A 17,840-nucleotide genomic window follows, 5' to 3' on the forward strand; every position below is an offset into this window, starting at 1 on the left:
ATGAGCGTCCTCGACGTTTTTCTGCTCTACCTGGCCTGCGGCGCGGCGAGCTTTCCCCTCACGATCCTGCTGCTGCGGGGCACCGTCTCGGTGGCGGCACCGTCGCGCGCCACGCCCGCCTTTCATCGGCGGCTGGACAGCGCCATGGGCTGGTCGATCACGATCTGGATCCTGGGCGTCTTCGCCTTCTACGTGATCGCCCTGATGATCGAGCGGCAGAAGCCGTGCGAGGAACAGCGGACCAATCAGCTCACCTACGAGTGCAAGAAGTACCTGGGCGCTACCCCGTAACCCGGCGGTGGCGCGCGGCCAGCGTCCACAGCCCGCGCACGACGAACTCGATGATCGCGCCGAACAGCACCAGGATGAAGGCGTTCACCGGCACGGCATACATGTGGCTGGGCAAGGCCAGGATCGCCTGGGCGAGGAAGAGGCCGAGGAACGCGACCGACACCGCCTCGATCGGCAGGCCCTGTGGGAAGCCCACGCGACGCCAGAGGCCGAACCCTGTGGCCGCCAGCAGGTGCACCAGACCGATCGCCAGGACGATCCCGAAGGGTGGGCCGGGCTGCATCGTCCGCGCGGTAAGCAACTGCAGCGCCTTCTCCCAGTAGATGCGCGCGACTTCAACCGGGTCCTCGACGATGCGTCCGAGGTAGAGCTTCCACATCATGCGGAAATACTCGGGCGAGCAGTAGATGATCCCGGCCCGGGTGGCCAGGTCCGCGCCATACTCGTCTTGGTAGCGGATGCCCCACTTGTTCTCGACGAATCCGAGGCCGAGATAAAGCGTATGCGACAGGCCGTGAGTCTGCAGCCGTTCGGCGGGTGCCACCGGAAAGGCCGCATCGCGCGCCATCGTGGCCCATTTGGGAGCAAGCAGCGCGCCCGTCGCGAGCACGACCATGAGCGCCAGGCGAGGCAGGAGACGAGCCGGTCGCGGCCGCTGCAGTGCCATGACCGCCAGTGCGCCGAGCGTGAGGGCGAAACCCATCAAGCCGATCGATTCGCGGACCAGCGTGACCACGGCCAGGGCCGCGATCCCGCCCGCGATCCAGGCGCGGTTGCTGCGGGTCAGGATCGCCAGCGGCAGGATGCCGGCCAGACTCACCGTGCCGATGAAGGCCCAGTGGGGAGAGGTGCCCATCCAGCCCAGGAACTCGATCGGCCCCCGCACCAACAGCACGAGCGAGGTGATCCAGGCCCGCAGCGAGAACAAGAGCGCCGCCAGGGCCACGAGGCCGATCGTATTGATGAGCGTGTTGAGCCGCGCGACGTCGACCAGAGTGGCAGGCTCGCCTGTCATCGCCGCCCAGGCGCTGAGCAGCAGCGCGTGGCCAGGATCGTCGGCGATCGCACGTTCGGAGATCGGGATGAGGCGGCCATCCTCGCAGACCGCCAGCCAGACGCCGCGGGACACCGTGCATTCCGTGCTGTCGAGCCAGATGTTGGTTGCAGCCCACTCGGACTGCAGGATGTCGGAGAGATGGCCGTAGCGTCGCACATCCTCGAACGTGCGTCCGAACTGACCCAGCACCAACCCCGCCACGCAAATCGCGAAGGCGAGCCACCTCAGCGCCGATCCCATCCGTTCTCCGCATCCCCTGCGGACTCTTCGGTCCGCCCGCGGACAACATCTACGACCGGGACGTGAAAGCCAAGCCGTAGCGCGCTAGAATATGAGGATGTTCGCCAAGCCGCTCCTGGCGGTCCTCGCCCTCCTGACGCTTTTGCCCGGCTGCGAGACGCGGGCGGAACGCGAGGCCGCCTTCGACAATCAGCTTCGCGCCATGGCGGGCGCGCCGGAAGCCGGCCTGCTGGGCAGCATGGGCCGCATTCCCGACAGCAGCTATCAGCTCGAGGATGGCAGCAAGATCCTGCAATGGCGATGGGATACGTCGTACATCGATCCCGGTATGCCTCCGATGTACCAACGCTTCGGCGGCTGGGGATGGGGGTGGGGCGGCGGCCTCTGGATTCCCATGGGCGGCTTTCCGCCGACCCTGGTGCGCCAGAGCTGCATCGTCGAATGGACGATGGTCTCGGGTTCCGCCCAGGGCTATCGCTGGCAGGGTGCCGGCTGCCAGAAGGTCACTCCCTAAAAAGAGCCGGCCAGTCGCCCCCGACGGGGCAACGGGCTGGCATCGTGTTGCGCCGCCTTACCAGTTGGTCGGGACGCCGTAATACTTGTCGACCTGGCGGCCGTAGTCGGGCGTCCAGCTGAAATCCTCCGCTTCATCGAAGGTCGGGGCGCCTTCCAGGACCTTCCTGTCGAGGGCCACCACGTAGCCGCCCTGGCGCTCGTCGTACTTCAGAGTCGACCACGGCAGCGGATGGTGCTTCTCGCCGATGCCGAGGAAGCCGCCGAACGACATCACGGCATAGATGGCGCGACCGCTCACCTTGTCGATCATGATGTCCTCGACGGTGCCGAGCTTGTCGCCCTGCAGATTGTAGACGTCGGTGCCAGTGACGCGCTCGGCGGCGATCAGGTTCTTCGGGGTCAGGGTCAGATCGGTCATGGCTCTCTCCTGCTTGGGGGAAGGGTCGCCTGATGAACGCGGGCCTTCCCGGCCAGTTGCGGAGGTCGCAAACACTTCACATTGTCGCCGCCTAGTCCGTCGTCTTGCGCAGCCTGTCGCCGACCGCGGCCAGCATCGCTTCGAGGGACACGTCCTTGACGTTGGCGGCACGGGGCAGGGCGCGATAACGCTGGCGGCCGAACTCCGTAAGGCGCGGCACGCCGGCGTCGATCTCGATCAGGGACAGCGATGTGAGGCGCATGAGGTCGCGCGGGGCGAGGTCCTTCATCGGCGAAATGCCGAGGGCGACCCGGCGCAACGTCACTTCCTCGTTTGGACTGAGTGGAGCATCCAGGCTGCGTGACATCGTCTTCCCCTCGCACAACAACTAGAGGCCCATTCCCGTCCGCAGGGCAAGATAAACTGGCCGCATCTCCGGTGCGGTTTCTGTTCTGTAGGTTAACTAGCGGACGGAAGCGGCGAGGGCATGACGCTTCCTGTGACTTTGCTGCGACCTCGGGCCCGGCCTTCACGCCCGCGCGTGGGCGTGGAAGACCTTGCTGTCGCGACGGATCATCACGAAGAAATCCGTGTAGCGCGTGCCGCGCCAGTCGAGCGCCTCGAGCCGCGCCATCGCGGCCCCGCCGGCTGCGTCGATGGCGACGGCCTCGCAGAATTCCTGCAGGCTCCAGGTGACGGGTTTGCCGCCATCGCTGCCGCTCACGCGCGCCCCTTCGGCGAAGGCCGGGCGCAGCCGCGCAATGTCGCCCGTCCGCGCCCCGTCGACATAGCGCTGGAGCGTGTCGGCGACGGCGCCGGGGACGGCGAAGCTCTCGATTTCGTCGGTCTGGGGCATGTCGGCCTCCTGTTCGGCCGACTACCTGCTGGAAGTCACGGTGCCCGACCTGGATGCCTATCAGCGCTTCCTGGTGGGCAAGCTGCTCAACCTGCCGCTGGTCCGCGAGGTGAAGAGCACCATCGCGATCCAGACCCTGAAGGCTTCACCGTTGGGAAAGTGAGCGGATGAAATCGGATACGGAGAAAACCAGCCAGGTATTGTCCTCGACGAATCGGCGACGAGCGGTGTTGGCATCGTGATCGCCCATTCGTATTGCGATGATCGCCAACTTTTTCCTGTCCGGCGAAAGCACCGCCTCTATGCCGGGCTCTACGCCAACATAAGTCGGCGTTTGGGTGGTCAGGCAGGCGGTATCGCTATACTCCCACGTCGCCTCTCGTCGTGAGGCAACAAGGTAGTCGCATCCGCCAGAGCCAAGAGCGAGCACCAGTCGCTCGCTGATCAAGGGGGGCATCGGTGGAGCGTGCACATCGAAGAACACAGAGGTTACGGGGCCGCAAACATTGCCGCTGGGCCGGGTCTCGACGTTGAAACTGCACCTGATGAACTCGAAAGCACTCTCGTGAGGGAGCCAGCCGCTCAGTACGGCATGAGCCTCCGACACCTCAACGACGACAGGGGCAGGCGCGTACCACCTCGCGCTCACGGCAGGAGTCGCGATAATCCTGGAGGCGCCACTTCTGGTGTCCACCATCGCCAGCTTCAGTTCCGCGTTGGATACGATCCGGGCATCGGATCGCGTCGGCTGCCAAAAAAGAAGAGCAACACGATTGTGGTTCACCGCGGCATTCGCGACGACTGAGCGTTCTGATAGCGAGGGAAGCAGGGCAGAGAGCTTCAGAGGTTTGTCGCCGCTTGGACCTTCGAGGTCGAAATACTGTAGATCCCCCAACTCGATGGTCTCCGCATCCTTTGCAGCAACCACCAAGCTCCGGCCGCTGGAATCGACGCCTAGAACGGCAACCCCAGCGGCAAGCGTTACTTGGCTGTTCGCATCGAGGTCATCGAACACCACGTTGCTGGTGCGCAGGCTGACGGGCTCGACAGAAACAATCCTCGCACCTGTCGCCGAACAGGCAAGCACGGTGCGTGCTCCCTCCAGATTTCGAGTCCAGGTCCGACTCGTTCTCAGGTCGGTGTACTTCAGGTTGGTTCGTTGACCTCGTGCACTCTCGCCAACAACGACGGCGGAAACGAGAGTGTCCGGCCCGCACCAGACGACATTGTGACTGGGCGTTCGTATCTGTTGCGAGATCGGCTTTGCCAACTCCAGAAGATCTTCTGTCTTGAGCTGGGCATGAGACTCTGGAGAGAAAAAACAGAACAGTGCAGCCAGAGCAAACTGCAGGAACGAAAGTCCGCCTGATGCTCCAGGCGGACTTCTTTTCGCCAGCTGGACAAACATCGCAATAGCCTTGCGATTGAGCCCGTCGGTCATTGCTTCACCCCAGCGCCCTGGCACCGGTGCGCATTGTACCCTACTCCTGACACCTAGTCGGCGGCGCGGACGCCCTGCGAGGCCGCCTGTGTCGTCGGCGCGATGCCCTTCATCGTGCCGCCGTAGCGGTCGGTGAAGGCGGTCGTGTCGATCTCCGCCAGGTCGATGTCGCGGTTGAGAACGCGCTCCTTCCACTTCAGCAGCTCCGGATGGGCGCCCTGGAACTCCGGCATCACTTCCTTCGCGAACAGCTCGAGCGATTCGCAGATGTCCTCGTGGCGGTTCTTGCCGGCCTGGTTCAGCAGCACCACCTGGTCGATGTTCGACTCCTGGAACTTCTTCAGCTTGCGCCGGATCGTGTCGGGCGAGCCGATCAGGCCGCCGCGCAGCGAGGCCGCATGCTGCTCCGGGTTGGCCTTCTTCCACTTCTCGTACTCTTCCCACATGTTGACCGTGCCGGCGGCCGGCCGGCGCCGGTCGGCCGACTGGCCGTAGAAGCGCAACGCGAACTGGAAGAACGTGTCGCCGTCGGCGCGGGCGCGCGCCTCCTCGTCGGTCTTGGCGCACATGAAGAAGCTGACCAGCGCGATGTTCGGGTTGGCCTTGTAGTCGGCGAGCTTCTTCTGCCGCTTCACGAAGGCGTTGTAGTAGGCGTGCACCCAGGCATGCGCGGCGTCGGCCGAGACGAACTGGAAGCCGAGTGCCCCCATGCCCCATTCGCCGGCCTTGGTCAGCGTCTGGAGCTGCGAACAGGCGACCCAGAGCGGCGGGTGCGGCTTCTGCAGCGGCTTCGGCACGACCATGCGCAGCGGGATGTTCCAGACCTTGCCCGCATGCTCGCTGGGCCCGTCCTTGAACATCGGCATGATGGCGCGGACCGCTTCCTCGAAGATCTCGCGCTTGTTCTCCATGGTGACGCCGAACGGCTCGAGCTCGGTGATCGAGGCGCTCTCACCCATCCCGAACTCGCAGCGCCCGTTCGACAGCAGGTCGAGCGTGGCGACGCGCTCGGCGACGCGCGTCGGATGGTTGGTCGTCACCTGGAAGATGCCGTGGCCCAGCCGGATGTTCTTGGTGCGCTGGCTCGCCGCCGCGAGGAAGGACTCAGGGGAGGGCGAGTGGGAATACTCTTCGAGGAAGTGATGCTCGACCTGCCACGCATGGTCGTAGCCCAGCCGGTCGGCCAGCTCGATCTGGTCGAGCGCGTTCTGATAGAGCCGATGCTCGTCGCCGGGCGCCCACGGACGGGGCAGCTGCAGTTCGTAGAAGATGCCGAATTTCATGGCGTTCCCTCCTTTTGGGGAGAGCATGACGGACAATGGACCCGCCGCAAGAGGGCCGGCCTCTTATTTCGCTCCATGAAGCGACATCGGCGCGGTCCTGGATTAGAAGCGCGGCATGACCAGCAATAAGATCACGCTCGCCGTCGCCGAGGCCGCCGACCTTCCCGCCTTCAAGAGGGAGTTGCAGGAAGCGTTCGCCGTGGCCGTCGTCGAGGAATTCGGCGCGCTGCCGGATGGTCCGATCCCGTCGGACGAAGACCTCGACGCCTCGATCGCTGCGCCGGGCGCCGTCACGCTGCGCATCCTGAGCGACGGCCAGAAGGTCGGCGGTGCGGTCGTCACGATCGACGACGTCACGCAACGCAATTCGCTGGACCTTTTCTTCATCTCGCTCGGCGGTCATGGAAGGGGCATCGGGCACGCGGCCTGGCAGGCCATCGAGGCGCGGTATCCGCAGACCCTCGTGTGGCAGACGCACACGCCTTACTTCGAGAAGCGCAACATCCACTTCTACGTCAACAAGTGCGGCTTCAGGATCGTCGAGTTCTTCAATCGGCATCACCCGGACACGCATCGACCGAGCCCCGATGACCTGCCCGGCGACGGTGAGGCCTTCCGCTTCGAGAAGGTGATGCGCTAGGGCTGACGGCCCGGCGCAGGGGGCTCAACAGGCTGTTGGAACAGGTTTTTACAGGCACCGGCGGGCAATATCGGCCCGGCAGCGGTATCAGGATACCGGTCTCAGGGGTGCGACTCTCATTTCGAATGATTCGTTTATTGCGATTATTGCGTTTATTCGCCGCGACCCCCTTAAAATAGCCCGCCGATCGCAATTTCCGCGCATGATACGTAATATCGTTGGGGGACGGCACAGCTCGTGATCCGAGACGTCCCGAAGACCTGGTCCTCGCGCTTGAGGAACGCGCCGCTGCCAGCGGCCGCAGCGTCGAGGCTGAGCACCGCCTGATACTGGAAGAGGCCCTGAGGAGCGGCCGCGACGAGTTCCGCAAGCGCGCCGCGCGCCTGCGCGCCTGCGCCCCGGGACTGCCGGAAGGACACAGGCCGAGCGGCCGAACTCATCCGCGAGGATCGCGACTCTTGATGACGATTGTTGTCGACGCCTCGATCGCGCTGAAATGGGAGCATTCAGGCGCCGAACTCCTGCTGGAGGTCGGCGCGAGGTACAGTGTTTCGCTGGCAGAGATACTCAGAGATATCCGTACTCGTGAAGCTTCTGAACGACCACGGTTGCCACTGTATTGTCGGAGAAGCCAGCGGGCCGATACTGCAGCGCCATGAGGGGCCGTCTGTCTTTGCCGGCGTAGAGCGACACGACGAGCGTCCATTCCGCTGGAATGCCGCCGCCCGATCTGAAGGAGCCGACCTCGATCTCCAGACGATGAGTCGCCTGGATTTCGGTCATCGGTTTCGCCTGATCGTCACCGCGATTGAGTTCGAGCGCGGACGCGCGGCCGACCTTCACCGGAACGCTGTACGGCGCGAAGGCGGCTACGAATGCATCACCGAGTTTTTCGCTAGCCAAGGTTATGTTCGGTGAAAGCCAGATCAGGACGCGCTCGATCTTGGCGCGTGGCGGTGTCGTAGGAGGTGCCGTGACCTGCAGCAGCTTTCCTTCAGGCATGCAGCCGGCCGTCGCCAATGCGCCAATGGCGGTAGCAAGGAACGTTCGTCTTTGCATGATTGCGCCTTCCCGACCTACAGAAGCTTGTCGGCTTTGAGTTTTGCCGTCAGCTCCCGGACGAGGTCGTCGGCATCGTTCTGGTGCGAGATCGCTCCGCCGAAGCCGTTGTGCCGAATACGGCCGCTGTCTTCCATGCCGCGGAAATACACCTTGCCTCGCCAGACGCGTTTCCCTGTCGAGACTTCGTAGAGGCTGGCATCGACGGCGTAGGAGTCGACGACCCTTTGGTAGAGCGTATAGCCCTCGACGGCCAGGGTCAGGATTTGCTGGGGCGCGAATTGGGTTCGTTGCTCGGGCATGCCCGGACTGGGGTCCATATCGATGACTTCGAGGGCAACGCCCAGCGGACTCCATGTCGCGTTGAGGCTCTGCCTGATCTCGGATGCCCTCACGAAACCTTCGTTTTGAGTGGCGTTCAGACCGGGCGCGCGAAGCGAGGTCACTACGAGTACGCGCGTGATCTTGCCCTGGTACGAAGGTTCGCGATTGCTTGCACCGACCTGTACGGGTGGCGAACACCCGACCAGCAACCCGACCACCAACATTCCGAAAAAAGCACGCCCCAACGCTCGCCGCATCGCACTCCCGCCCACGCAGTCCATTGTTGGGCGAATGCTCGCATGGGAGGAGTCGGATTGCCAGCGCTACCTTGAGTGGCGCGCGAGGATTAGCGTCTTTGCCGCTACTCCGCCGCCGCCTTCATCGCCTCCGGGTTGCGCCACTGGTGGAGCAAGTCGGCTTCCTTCTTCTTGGCCTTCTCCAGGTGCGCGTCCTTCACGTGGCCGTAGCCGCGGATGTCGTCGGGGATGGAGGCGAGCTTGATGGCGAGCGCGTGGTTCTGGGCTGACAGGCCGGCCAGCAGCTCGTCGATCAGCGCTTCGTACTCGGCGATCAGGCGGCGCTCGGTCTTGCGTTCCTCGGTGTAGCCGAAGACGTCGAACCTGGTGCCGCGCAGGCCCTTGAGCTTCGCCAGCATGCGGAAGGCCGGGAGCATCCAGGCGCCGAACTCCTGCTTGATCAGCTGGCCGGTCTGCGGGTCGCGGCTGGAGAAGAGCGGCGGGGCGAGGTGGAACTTGAGCTTGTAGTCGCCGTCGAACTGCTTGCTGAGGCCGGCCTGGAAGGCGGTCTCGCTGTAGAGGCGGGCGACCTCGTACTCATCCTTGTAGGACAGGAGCTTCGCGTAATAGAGCGCGACGGCCTCCGCGAGGCCCGTTTGGCCGATCTTCGTCTCGGCAGCGCGCACCTTGTCGACCAGCGCTTTGTAGCGCTGGGCCAGCGCCGGGTTCTGGTAGCCGGTCAGGTGCTTCGTGCGCGAGGCCACGATCTCGTCGAGCGTCTTGGGCTGCGTGCGCGTGAAGGCGACGACGTTGGCCTTGGTCGTCTTGGGCGCCACCAGCTTTTCGACCGCGGCGCGGTCGGCGGCGGCGCGGCGGCCCCAGCGGAAGGCCGCCAGGTTCATCGGCACGGCAGCGCCGTTCAGTTCGATGGCGCGCTCGATGGTTTCGTGGGCGAGCGGGATCAGGCCCTTCTGGTAGGCGTAGCCCAGCACGAACATGTTGGTCGCGATCGAATCGCCCATCAGCGCGGTGGCGATGCCGGTGGCGTCGAGGAAGTCGACTCCGTCGGCGCCGGCCGCGGCCTCGACCGAGAGCTTCAGCGTGTTGGCCGGGAAGGCGAGGTCGGGGTGGCGCGTGAACTCGCCGGTGATGGTCTCGTGCGTGTTGACGACGGCGCGCGAGACGCCGGGCTCCAGGGCTGCCAGCGCGTTGGGGCTGGCGCTGACGACCAGATCGCAGCCTAAAAGCACGTTGGCGCCGCCGGCGGCCAGGCGCACGGCGTGCAGCGCCTCTGGGGTGGCGCCGATGCGGACATGGCTGATCACCGCGCCGCCCTTCTGTGCCATGCCGAGCTGGTCGAGCACGGTCGCGCCCTTGCCCTCGATATGGGCGGCCATGCCCATGATGGCGCCGATGGTGACGACACCGGTGCCACCGATGCCGGTGATGAGGACGCCGTAGGGCTTGTCCTCGACCGACGGCAGCGTCGGCGCGGCCGGCATCTCCGGCTCCTGCGTTGCAGTAGCGGCTTCGCCCTTCTTCGCGGTCACCGCCTTGCCCTTCTTCAGCGTGCCGCCCTCGACGCTCACGAAGGAGGGGCAGAAGCCGTTCTGGCAGGAGAAGTCCTTGTTGCAGGACGACTGGTCGATGGCGCGCTTGCGGCCGAACTCGGTCTCGACCGGCACGACCGAGAGGCAGTTCGACTTCACGGAACAGTCGCCGCAGCCCTCGCACACCGCCTCGTTGATGAAGAGGCGCTTGTTGGGATCGGGGAAGGTGCCGCGCTTGCGGCGCCGGCGCTTCTCGGCGGCGCAGGTCTGGTCGTAGATCAGGACCGAGACGCCCTTGACCTCGCGCAGCTCGCGCTGGACCTCGTCGAGCTGGTCGCGGTGATGGAAGGTGACACCGGGCGCCCAGGGCGTGCCGACCGGGTACTTGTCCGGCTCGTCGCTCACCAGCGCGATGCGGCGCACGCCCTCGGCATGGACCTGCTGGCTGATCGTCCAGGGATGGACGTTGCCGTCGTGCGGCTGGCCGCCGGTCATGGCGACGGCGTCGTTGTAGAGGATCTTGTAGGTGATGGTGGTGTTGGTCGCGACCGCGTGACGGATCGCGAGATAGCCGGAATGGAAGTAGGTGCCGTCGCCCAGGTTCTGGAAGACGTGCGGCATGTCGGTGAAGTGGCTGGCGCCGACCCACGGTGCGCCCTCGGCGCCCATGTGGGTGAAGGTCTTGGTGTTGCGCTCCATGCCGATGGCCAGCGTATGGCAGCCGATGCCGGCCATCGCCATTGAGCCGTCGGGCACCTTGGTCGAGCTGTTGTGCGGGCAGCCGGAGCAGAAATAGGGGACGCGGGCGAGGCCGGTCTCGTTGCGCACCTGGCGACCGGCGCGGCGCTTCAGCGCCTCGAAGCGCTCCTTGGTACGGCTGCTGAACGAGTCGAGGCCGAAGCGGGCGACGATGGCCGAGGCGATCTCGAAGGGCGTCAGCTCGCCGTCGGTCTTGAGCAGCATCTGGCCGCGCTCGTCGGTCTTGCCGACCACGACGGGGCGGCGGTCGGACGGGGCGTTGAACAGCGCGTGCTTGAGCTGCTGCTCGATCAGGTTGCGCTTCTCCTCGATGACGAGGATCTCGCGCTTGCCGGCGGCGAAGGCGATGGCGCCCTCGGTCTCCAGCGGCCAGACCATGCCGACCTTGTAGATGGCGAGGCCCAGGCGCTCGGCTTCGGCGTCCTCGATCCCCAGCTCGTCCAGCGCCTGGCGCACGTCGAGATAGGATTTGCCGACGGTGACGATGCCGAAGCGGGCGTCGGGCCGGCCGAGCATCAGCCGGTCGAGCTTGTTGGCGCGCCAGTAGGCCAGCGCGGCGGGCTGCTTGATGGTGACGACGCGGCGCTCCTGGCCCAGCCAGTCGTCGGGCCAGCGGATGTGCACGCCGTCGGGCGGCAGGACGAAATCGGTGGGGGTGTGGATCTCGACCCGGTGCGGGTCGATGTAGACCGAGGCCGAGCTGTCGACCGTCTCGCTCAGGACCTTGAACGCCACCCAGAGGCCCGAATAGCGCGACATCGCGAAGGCGTGCAGGCCCCAGTCGAGATATTCCTGGACGCCGGCAGGGTGAATGACCGGCATGCCGGCCGACATGAAGGCGGGCTCGCTCTGATGGGCGACGGTGGAGGATTTCGCCATGTGGTCGTCGCCCGCGAGGGCCACGACGCCGCCGTGCTTGGAGGTGCCGGCATAGTTGGCGTGCTTGAAGACGTCGCCGGAGCGGTCCACGCCGGGCCCCTTGCCGTACCACATGCCGAACACGCCGTCGTAGCGCGCGCCGGGGTAGAGGTGGATCTGCTGGGTGCCCCACAGGGCGGTGGCGGCCAGGTCCTCGTTGGTCCCGGGCTGGAACTCGATATGGCTCTTCTTGATGAACTTCTTGGCCTGCCACAGCGCCTGGTCGAAGCCGCCCAGCGGGGAGCCGCGATAGCCGGAAATGTAGCCGCCGGTGTTCAGGCCGGCCGCGAGGTCGCGCTGGCGCTGCATCATGGGCAGGCGCACCAGCGCCTGCGTCCCGGTCAGATATACGCGTCCGCGTTCGAGAACGTACTTGTCGTCTAGGGTCACCGCGAGGGGCATGGCAACCTCCCTGACATTTCAATATGGGCACGGTAGCGACGTTTGCACGCGGCAGGCAATGCGGAAGGCGACGGCGCCTGAAAAACGATGGTTTAGGTCAGGCCGGACCGGCAACAACCCTTTGGCGTTTCACGGTGTCACCCTGGTGTGAAATGTTGTAAGCGTCCGCCGCCATGACTTCAGTCCTTGTTACAGGTGTCGCCGGGTTCGTCGGCTCCCACGTCGCCCGGGCCCTGCTCGCGCGCGGGGATCGGGTCGTCGGGATCGACAATTTCAGCGATTATTACGACCCGGTGCTGAAGTTCGCCCGGTTGAAGCCGTTGCGCGAGACGCCCGGCTTCACCTTCATCGAGGGCGACATCGCGAACCGCGAGACGATGCTGGGGCTGGCCGACAGGCCGGAGGGCGTGGACCGGATCGTCCATCTGGCGGCGCAGCCGGGTATCCGCCATTCGCAGATCGATCCCTACATCTACGTGCAGACCAACGTGATGGGGCATCTCGTCGTGCTGGAGCTGGCGCGCCGGCTGGGATCGCGGCTCCGCCATCTGGTCTATGCCTCGTCGTCGTCGGTTTATGGCGGCAACGACAAGATTCCCTTCGCGGTGGAGGACCGGGTCGACCATCCGGTCTCGCTCTATGCCGCGACCAAGCGGTCCGGCGAGCTGATGACCGAGACCTACGTGCACCAGTACGGGCTCAAGGCGACCGGCCTGCGCTTCTTCACGGTCTACGGGCCGTGGGGGCGGCCCGACATGTCGCCCTATATCTTTGCCCGGGCGATCCACGAGGGGCGCACGATTCCGCTCTATCACCATGGCAAGCTGAAGCGCGACTTCACCTACATCGACGACATCGCGGCCGGTACCCTGGCGGCGCTCGACCGGCCGCCCGCGACCGCCGGCCACCGGCTCTACAATCTCGGCGGGTCGCGCAGCGAGGAAATCCTCGACATCATCGCGCTGTTCGAGAAGGCGCTGGGCCGCAAGGCCGTCATCGAGCTCAAGCCGGGGGAGCCCGGCGACATGCCGGAAACCGCCGCCGACATCGACGCCACGACCCGCGATTTCGGCTGGTCCCCCAAGGTGACCGTCGACCGGGGCATCCCGCTCTTCGTCGACTGGTTCAAGGAATACAACCGGCTCTGAGCCGAGCGAAGCTCGGCTCCCTGAAGAAGCGAGGGACCTTTACCTCACGCGATTAAGGAAGACAGGATGAGGACGGGCAGGTTCATCCTCACCGGGGCGCCGGGGGCGGGGAAGACGGCGGTGGTGCGGCAGCTCGAGGTCGACGGTTTCGCCGTGGTCGAGGAGGCGGCGACGGACGTCATCGCCCTCGAACAGGCCAAGGGCGTCGCCGAACCCTGGACCGATCCAGGATTCATCGACCGGATCGTGGCGCTGCAGCGGCAGAGGCGCCTGGCGGCGACGGGAGAGGTCCAGTTCCACGACCGGTCGGCCTTCTGCACCGAGGCCCTGGCGACGTTCCTCGGTCATCCGCTGTCCGACCCGCTGCGTAGGGAGATCGAAGAGCTGAAGGGATCCGGCTTCTACGACCGCCGCGTTCTCTTCGTGCGGCTGATGGGGTTCATCGAGGCCACGGCGGCACGGCGGATCGGCCTGGAGGACGCACGGCGCTTCGAGGCGGTCCATGAGCGCATCTATCGCGCGCATGGCTTCGAGCTGGTCTCCATCGATCCGGGAAGCGTGTTAGACCGGGTGGCTGAAATCCGCCGGTGTGTCGAGGTCCCATTCCCCTAGGCACGCGGCGGGTCGCGCCCCATATCGGGGTGGACGCAAGGAGTGCCGAATGAACGTTGTGCTGGGCGATCTGCCGACCTGGAACCTGTCCGACCTCTATTCCAGCCCGGGCGGGACGGATCTCGGCGCCGACCTGAAGCGCGCCGCCGCGGAAGCCGAATCGTTCGAGAAGGACTACCAGGGCAGGATCGTCGGCCTCGACGGCAAGGCGCTGGGCGGGGCGATCGTGCGCCTGGAGGCGATGAGCGACCTGCTGGGCCGCATCGGCTCCTACGCCCAGCTCTATTCCGCCCAGGACCTGTCCGATCCGGAGCGTAGCCGCTTCGCGCAGGACATTTCCGAGAAGCTGAACGACATCGGCTCGAAGCTCCTGTTCTTCCGGCTCGAGATCAACAAGATCGAGGATGCCGACCTGGCCGAGAAGCTGAAGGCCCCGGAGCTGGCCAAGTACGGGCCGTGGCTGCGCGATGCGCGCCTGTTCCGCCCGCACCAGCTCTCCGACGAGCTTGAGAAGTTCCAGCACGACCAGTCGGTGGTGGGCAGCAGCGCCTGGTCGCGCCTGTTCGACGAGACGATCGCGCGGCTGCGCTACCCGTTCGGCAACGAGATGCTGAGCGAGCCGCAGATCCTCGACAAGCTGTCCAACAAGGATGCGGCGGTGCGCAAGGAAGCCGCCAAGTCGTTCGGCAAGGTCCAGGGCGACAACATCGCCGTGTTCTCGCTGATCACCAACACGCTGATCAAGGACAAGGAGATCGACGACCGGTGGCGCAAGTACGCCCGGCCGCAATCGTTCCGCAACCTGGCCAACGTGGTCGAGGACGAAGTCGTCGACGCGCTCGCGGCCTCGGTGAAGGCGGCCTACCCGAAGCTTTCGCACCGCTACTACAAGCTCAAGGCCAAATGGTTCGGCGTCGAGACGATGCCCTATTGGGACCGCAACGCGCCGCTGCCCGAGCATGACGACCGCACGATCCCCTGGCCCGAGGCCGAGAAGATCGTGCTCGATGCCTACAATGCCTTCTCACCCGAGCTGGCGGATGTCGGGCGGAAGTTCTTCGGCACCGGCTGGATTGACGCGCCGGCCCGGCCGGGCAAGTCGCCGGGCGCGTTCGCGCATCCGACGGTGCCGTCGGCGCATCCCTATCTCCTGCTGAACTATCAGGGGAAGGTGCGGGACGTGATGACGCTCGCGCACGAGCTGGGCCATGGCGTGCACCAGGTGCTGGCGGCCAAGCAGGGCCCGCTGATGGCCGACACGCCGCTGACGCTGGCCGAAACCGCGTCGGTGTTCGGCGAGATGCTGACCTTCCAGTCGCTGCTCAAGACCGCGCCCGACAAGGCCATGCGCAAGGCGATGCTGGCCGGCAAGGTCGAGGACATGCTGAACACCGTGGTGCGCCAGATCGCATTCTACGATTTCGAATCGCGCCTCCACATGGCGCGCCGCGAGGGCGAGCTGACGCCCGACGCGATCGGCGAGATCTGGATGGCGGTGCAGAAGGAGAGCCTCGGCCCGGCCTTCACCTTCGACGACGAGTACAAATACTATTGGTCGTATATCGGCCACTTCATCCACTCGCCGTTCTACGTCTACGCCTACGCCTTCGGCGACTGCCTGGTGAACTCGCTCTATGCCGCCTACCAGGCCCAGCCCGACGGGTTCCAGGACAAGTATCTCGACATGCTGCGGTCGGGCGGCGTGAAGCGGCACAAGGAACTGCTGGCGCCGTTCGGCCTCGACGCGTCCGATCCGGCCTTCTGGGACAAGGGCCTCGAGGTGATCTCGGGGTTCATCGACGAGCTGGAGAAACTGTAGGCCGCGATGGCAGATGAAGGGGACTCCCTCGGCGGACGGCTCGGGCGCTATGCGCGGGTCGGCACGTCGGTCGGCGGGCTGGCGGTCAAGCTGGCGGGGCAGCGCTATCTCGGCTTCAACCTCGACCGCGACAAGCATGCCGGCGAGCTGAAGGCGGCGCTGGGCGGGCTGAAGGGCCCGCTGATGAAGGCGGCGCAGTTGCTCGCCACCATTCCCGACGCGCTGCCGCCGGAGTACGCCCGCGAGCTGGCGCAGTTGCAGGCCAACGCGCCGGCCATGGGCTGGGCCTTCGTGCGCCGCCGCATGGCCTCGGAACTCGGGCCCGACTGGCAGGCCAAGTTCGCCCGCTTCGACAAGGAGGCGTCGTTCGCCGCCTCGCTGGGCCAGGTCCATCGCGCGACGCTGCTCGACGGGCGCGAGGTGGCGGCCAAGCTGCAATATCCCGACATGTCCTCGGCGCTGGAGGCCGACCTCAACCAGCTCAAGCTCGTGTTCGCGATCGGCCAGCGGGTCGATCCGGCGATCCGCACCGACGAGATCCACGCCGAGATCACCAACCGGCTGCGTGAGGAACTCGACTATCGCCGGGAGGCCCGGCACGCCGCCCTCTACCGGCACATGCTGCGTGACGAGAGCCAGGTGCATGTGCCCGGCGTCGTCGCCTCCCATTCGACCGAGCGGCTGCTCACGATGGACTGGCTGCACGGCGAGCCCTTGCTCAACTGGAAGACTCGCTCGCAGGAGGAGCGCGACGCGCTGGCCATCGCCATGTTCCGCGCCTGGTACGTGCCGTTCTATTTCTATGGGGCCATCCACGGCGATCCGCATCTCGGCAATTATTCGGTGCGGCCGGACGGTTCGGTGAACCTGATGGACTTCGGCTGCATCCGCATCTTCCCGCCGCGCTTCGTGCGCGGCTCGATCGAACTCTATCGTGCGCTGATGACCGACGACGAGGCGCGCGCCGTCGCGGCCTACGAGGATTGGGGCTTTACGGGTCTCAGCAAGGAGATGATCGCGATCCTGAACCGCTGGGCGGCGTTCCTCTACGGGCCGCTGATGGACGACCGCCCGCGGCGCCTCACCGAGGGCATGGCCGACGGCTATGGCCGCGAGATGGCGCAGAACGTGTTCGGCGAGCTGCGCAAGATGGGCGGCGTGCGGCCGCCGCGCGAGTTCGTGTTCATGGACCGCGCCGCCATCGGCCTGGGCTCGGTGTTCATCCATCTCCGCGCCTCGATCAACTGGCACCAGCTCTTCGAGGGGCTGATCGACGGCTTCGATGTCGATGCGCTGACCCAGCGGCAGGACCTGGCGCTGAAAGAGGCCGGACTCGAGGACGCGAGCCAGCCGTGAACATCCTGGTGACCGGCTCCTCGGGCTGGCTCGGCCAGACCCTGGTGCCGCGGCTCGCGCGCGACGGGCACGAGGTGGTGGGCCTCGATCCCGAACCGGGTGCCACGACGAGCGTGGTGGGTTCCGTGGTCGACCGCGCGCTGGTCCGTCGCGTGATCCGCGACGAAGGCATCACCGCCATCGTGCATGCCGCGGCCCGTCACAAGCCGCACATCGAGAGCCACGACAATTCGGAGTTCGTCGCCGTCAACGTGCAGGGCACGCTGAACCTGCTGGAGGAGGCGGTGGCGCCGGGCTCGCCCGTCGACCGCTTCGTCTTCACCTCGACGACGTCGCTGATGATCTCGCAGGAGATCCGCGACGGGAAGGCGGGCGGCGCGAAGGCGGCGGTGTGGATCGACGAGACCATGGCGCCGCTCAAGCCGCGCAACATCTACGGCGTCACCAAGCTCGCCGCCGAGGAGTTGTGCCGCCTGTTCAATCACCTGCACAAGCTGCCGGTCCTGATCCTGCGCACCTCGCGCTTCTTTCCCGAGGAGGACGACATGGCCCATGCCATCGCCCAGTCGGGCGAGAACACCAAGGCCAACGAGTTCCTGTTCCGCCGCCTCAGCGTCGAGGACGCGGCCGAGGCCCATGTCGTCGCGCTGGCCAAGGCGAAGGAGATCGGCTTCGACACCTTCATCGTCTCGGCGCCCACGCCCTTCACGCGCGACGATTGCCACGACTTGATCACCGATGCGCCCGCGGTCGTGGCGCGCCTGTTCCCCGAGTACCGCACGCACTATGGACAGCGTGGCTGGACGATGTTCGATACGATCGACCGGGTCTACGACGCCGGCAAGGCGGAGCGTGTGCTGGGCTTCAGGTGCCGCACAGGCTTCGCCGAGATCCTCGCAGGGCTGCGGTAGCGGC

Annotated in this window: 19 protein-coding genes; 10 read left to right on the top strand and 9 right to left on the bottom strand. The window is 65.8% G+C overall.

Annotated features, from left to right (window positions below):
- Positions 1-291: a hypothetical protein gene (locus ACO07I_RS27000; protein WP_422012971.1), complete on the top strand. Its 291-nt coding sequence runs from the start codon at positions 1-3 to the stop codon at positions 289-291.
- On the opposite strand, the gene ACO07I_RS27005 is transcribed toward ACO07I_RS27000, so the two are convergent.
- Positions 281-1,588 (bottom strand): hypothetical protein, encoded by a 1,308-nt coding sequence (locus ACO07I_RS27005; protein ID WP_422012973.1) that lies wholly within the window; start codon positions 1,586-1,588, stop codon positions 281-283. The two genes, ACO07I_RS27000 and ACO07I_RS27005, sit on opposite strands and share 11 nt — an antisense overlap.
- Before the next feature lie 97 nt (positions 1,589-1,685).
- Between ACO07I_RS27005 and ACO07I_RS27010 the strand changes: the two genes are divergently transcribed.
- Positions 1,686-2,102 carry a hypothetical protein gene (locus ACO07I_RS27010; protein ID WP_422012975.1) on the top strand — a complete coding sequence of 139 codons (417 nt, stop codon included), beginning with the start codon at positions 1,686-1,688 and terminating at the stop codon, positions 2,100-2,102.
- Positions 2,103-2,159: 57 nt separating this feature from the next.
- Here ACO07I_RS27010 and ACO07I_RS27015 read toward each other — a convergent pair whose 3' ends face one another.
- From ACO07I_RS27015 to ACO07I_RS27025, 3 genes are all read right to left on the bottom strand, one after another.
- Positions 2,160-2,522 (bottom strand): PRC-barrel domain-containing protein, encoded by a 363-nt coding sequence (locus ACO07I_RS27015; protein WP_422012977.1) that lies wholly within the window; start codon positions 2,520-2,522, stop codon positions 2,160-2,162.
- A gap of 91 nt (positions 2,523-2,613) precedes the next feature.
- Complete coding sequence (locus tag ACO07I_RS27020; protein ID WP_422012979.1) at positions 2,614-2,889, bottom strand: hypothetical protein; 276 nt, start codon at positions 2,887-2,889, stop codon at positions 2,614-2,616.
- A 162-nt stretch (positions 2,890-3,051) separates the two neighbouring features.
- Positions 3,052-3,378: a nuclear transport factor 2 family protein gene (locus ACO07I_RS27025; RefSeq protein ID WP_422012981.1), complete on the bottom strand. Its 327-nt coding sequence runs from the start codon at positions 3,376-3,378 to the stop codon at positions 3,052-3,054.
- Between ACO07I_RS27025 and ACO07I_RS27030 the strand changes: the two genes are divergently transcribed.
- On the top strand, positions 3,377-3,541 hold the full coding sequence (locus tag ACO07I_RS27030; protein ID WP_422012983.1) for an Lrp/AsnC ligand binding domain-containing protein: 165 nt from the start codon (positions 3,377-3,379) through the stop codon (positions 3,539-3,541). The two genes, ACO07I_RS27025 and ACO07I_RS27030, sit on opposite strands and share 2 nt — an antisense overlap.
- Here ACO07I_RS27030 and ACO07I_RS27035 read toward each other — a convergent pair.
- Positions 3,524-4,819 (bottom strand): hypothetical protein, encoded by a 1,296-nt coding sequence (locus ACO07I_RS27035; RefSeq protein ID WP_422012985.1) that lies wholly within the window; start codon positions 4,817-4,819, stop codon positions 3,524-3,526. The genes ACO07I_RS27030 and ACO07I_RS27035 overlap by 18 nt on opposite strands.
- A gap of 53 nt (positions 4,820-4,872) precedes the next feature.
- Positions 4,873-6,102: an LLM class flavin-dependent oxidoreductase gene (locus tag ACO07I_RS27040; protein WP_422012987.1), complete on the bottom strand. Its 1,230-nt coding sequence runs from the start codon at positions 6,100-6,102 to the stop codon at positions 4,873-4,875.
- A gap of 115 nt (positions 6,103-6,217) precedes the next feature.
- Between ACO07I_RS27040 and ACO07I_RS27045 the strand changes: the two genes are divergently transcribed.
- Positions 6,218-6,742, top strand: a complete 525-nt coding sequence (locus ACO07I_RS27045) for a GNAT family N-acetyltransferase (RefSeq protein WP_422012989.1) — start codon at positions 6,218-6,220, stop codon at positions 6,740-6,742.
- Between the two features lie 218 nt (positions 6,743-6,960).
- A complete protein-coding gene (locus ACO07I_RS27050) occupies positions 6,961-7,401 on the top strand; it encodes a FitA-like ribbon-helix-helix domain-containing protein (RefSeq protein ID WP_422012991.1) in 441 nt (146 codons plus the stop codon).
- On the opposite strand, the gene ACO07I_RS27055 is transcribed toward ACO07I_RS27050, so the two are convergent.
- The 3 genes from ACO07I_RS27055 to ACO07I_RS27065 form a co-directional block, all read right to left on the bottom strand.
- The gene (locus tag ACO07I_RS27055) at positions 7,310-7,801 is read right to left on the bottom strand and encodes a hypothetical protein (protein WP_422012993.1); all 492 of its coding nucleotides are present in this window, start codon (positions 7,799-7,801) and stop codon (positions 7,310-7,312) included. The two genes, ACO07I_RS27050 and ACO07I_RS27055, sit on opposite strands and share 92 nt — an antisense overlap.
- Before the next feature lie 17 nt (positions 7,802-7,818).
- Positions 7,819-8,343: a hypothetical protein gene (locus ACO07I_RS27060; protein ID WP_422012995.1), complete on the bottom strand. Its 525-nt coding sequence runs from the start codon at positions 8,341-8,343 to the stop codon at positions 7,819-7,821.
- A 143-nt stretch (positions 8,344-8,486) separates the two neighbouring features.
- The gene (locus ACO07I_RS27065) at positions 8,487-11,990 is read right to left on the bottom strand and encodes an indolepyruvate ferredoxin oxidoreductase family protein (RefSeq protein WP_422012997.1); all 3,504 of its coding nucleotides are present in this window, start codon (positions 11,988-11,990) and stop codon (positions 8,487-8,489) included.
- A 173-nt stretch (positions 11,991-12,163) separates the two neighbouring features.
- Here ACO07I_RS27065 and ACO07I_RS27070 point away from each other — a divergent pair, with 173 nt between their 5' ends.
- From ACO07I_RS27070 to ACO07I_RS27090, 5 genes are all read left to right on the top strand, one after another.
- Positions 12,164-13,138 (top strand): NAD-dependent epimerase/dehydratase family protein, encoded by a 975-nt coding sequence (locus ACO07I_RS27070; protein WP_422012999.1) that lies wholly within the window; start codon positions 12,164-12,166, stop codon positions 13,136-13,138.
- 66 nt (positions 13,139-13,204) lie between these two features.
- On the top strand, positions 13,205-13,750 hold the full coding sequence (locus ACO07I_RS27075; protein ID WP_422013001.1) for an AAA family ATPase: 546 nt from the start codon (positions 13,205-13,207) through the stop codon (positions 13,748-13,750).
- Positions 13,751-13,799: 49 nt separating this feature from the next.
- A complete protein-coding gene (locus ACO07I_RS27080) occupies positions 13,800-15,569 on the top strand; it encodes a M3 family oligoendopeptidase (RefSeq protein WP_422013003.1) in 1,770 nt (589 codons plus the stop codon).
- 6 nt (positions 15,570-15,575) lie between these two features.
- Positions 15,576-16,925: an ABC1 kinase family protein gene (locus ACO07I_RS27085; RefSeq protein WP_422013005.1), complete on the top strand. Its 1,350-nt coding sequence runs from the start codon at positions 15,576-15,578 to the stop codon at positions 16,923-16,925.
- On the top strand, positions 16,922-17,836 hold the full coding sequence (locus ACO07I_RS27090; protein WP_422013007.1) for an NAD-dependent epimerase/dehydratase family protein: 915 nt from the start codon (positions 16,922-16,924) through the stop codon (positions 17,834-17,836). The genes ACO07I_RS27085 and ACO07I_RS27090 overlap by 4 nt, the downstream gene beginning before the upstream one ends.
- Positions 17,837-17,840 lie beyond the last annotated feature (4 nt).

It is taken from the genome of Reyranella sp. (genome assembly GCF_965227665.1).
Taxonomy (GTDB): Bacteria; Pseudomonadota; Alphaproteobacteria; order Reyranellales; family Reyranellaceae; genus Reyranella.

Excerpts from the sequence above, each read along its gene's own strand:
- ACO07I_RS27030 (WP_422012983.1), top strand. The coding sequence starts at position 3,377 with ATGTCGGCCTCCTGTTCGGCCGACTACCTGCTGGAAGTCACGGTGCCC.
- ACO07I_RS27010 (WP_422012975.1), top strand. The coding sequence starts at position 1,686 with ATGTTCGCCAAGCCGCTCCTGGCGGTCCTCGCCCTCCTGACGCTTTTG.
- ACO07I_RS27015 (WP_422012977.1), bottom strand. The coding sequence starts at position 2,522 with ATGACCGATCTGACCCTGACCCCGAAGAACCTGATCGCCGCCGAGCGC.
- ACO07I_RS27065 (WP_422012997.1), bottom strand. The coding sequence starts at position 11,990 with ATGCCCCTCGCGGTGACCCTAGACGACAAGTACGTTCTCGAACGCGGA.
- ACO07I_RS27025 (WP_422012981.1), bottom strand. The coding sequence starts at position 3,378 with ATGCCCCAGACCGACGAAATCGAGAGCTTCGCCGTCCCCGGCGCCGTC.
- ACO07I_RS27035 (WP_422012985.1), bottom strand. The coding sequence starts at position 4,819 with ATGACCGACGGGCTCAATCGCAAGGCTATTGCGATGTTTGTCCAGCTG.
- ACO07I_RS27020 (WP_422012979.1), bottom strand. The coding sequence starts at position 2,889 with ATGTCACGCAGCCTGGATGCTCCACTCAGTCCAAACGAGGAAGTGACG.
- ACO07I_RS27070 (WP_422012999.1), top strand. The coding sequence starts at position 12,164 with ATGACTTCAGTCCTTGTTACAGGTGTCGCCGGGTTCGTCGGCTCCCAC.
- ACO07I_RS27000 (WP_422012971.1), top strand. The coding sequence starts at position 1 with ATGAGCGTCCTCGACGTTTTTCTGCTCTACCTGGCCTGCGGCGCGGCG.
- ACO07I_RS27045 (WP_422012989.1), top strand. The coding sequence starts at position 6,218 with ATGACCAGCAATAAGATCACGCTCGCCGTCGCCGAGGCCGCCGACCTT.
- ACO07I_RS27005 (WP_422012973.1), bottom strand. The coding sequence starts at position 1,588 with ATGGGATCGGCGCTGAGGTGGCTCGCCTTCGCGATTTGCGTGGCGGGG.
- ACO07I_RS27075 (WP_422013001.1), top strand. The coding sequence starts at position 13,205 with ATGAGGACGGGCAGGTTCATCCTCACCGGGGCGCCGGGGGCGGGGAAG.
- ACO07I_RS27055 (WP_422012993.1), bottom strand. The coding sequence starts at position 7,801 with ATGCAAAGACGAACGTTCCTTGCTACCGCCATTGGCGCATTGGCGACG.
- ACO07I_RS27085 (WP_422013005.1), top strand. The coding sequence starts at position 15,576 with ATGGCAGATGAAGGGGACTCCCTCGGCGGACGGCTCGGGCGCTATGCG.
- ACO07I_RS27040 (WP_422012987.1), bottom strand. The coding sequence starts at position 6,102 with ATGAAATTCGGCATCTTCTACGAACTGCAGCTGCCCCGTCCGTGGGCG.
- ACO07I_RS27080 (WP_422013003.1), top strand. The coding sequence starts at position 13,800 with ATGAACGTTGTGCTGGGCGATCTGCCGACCTGGAACCTGTCCGACCTC.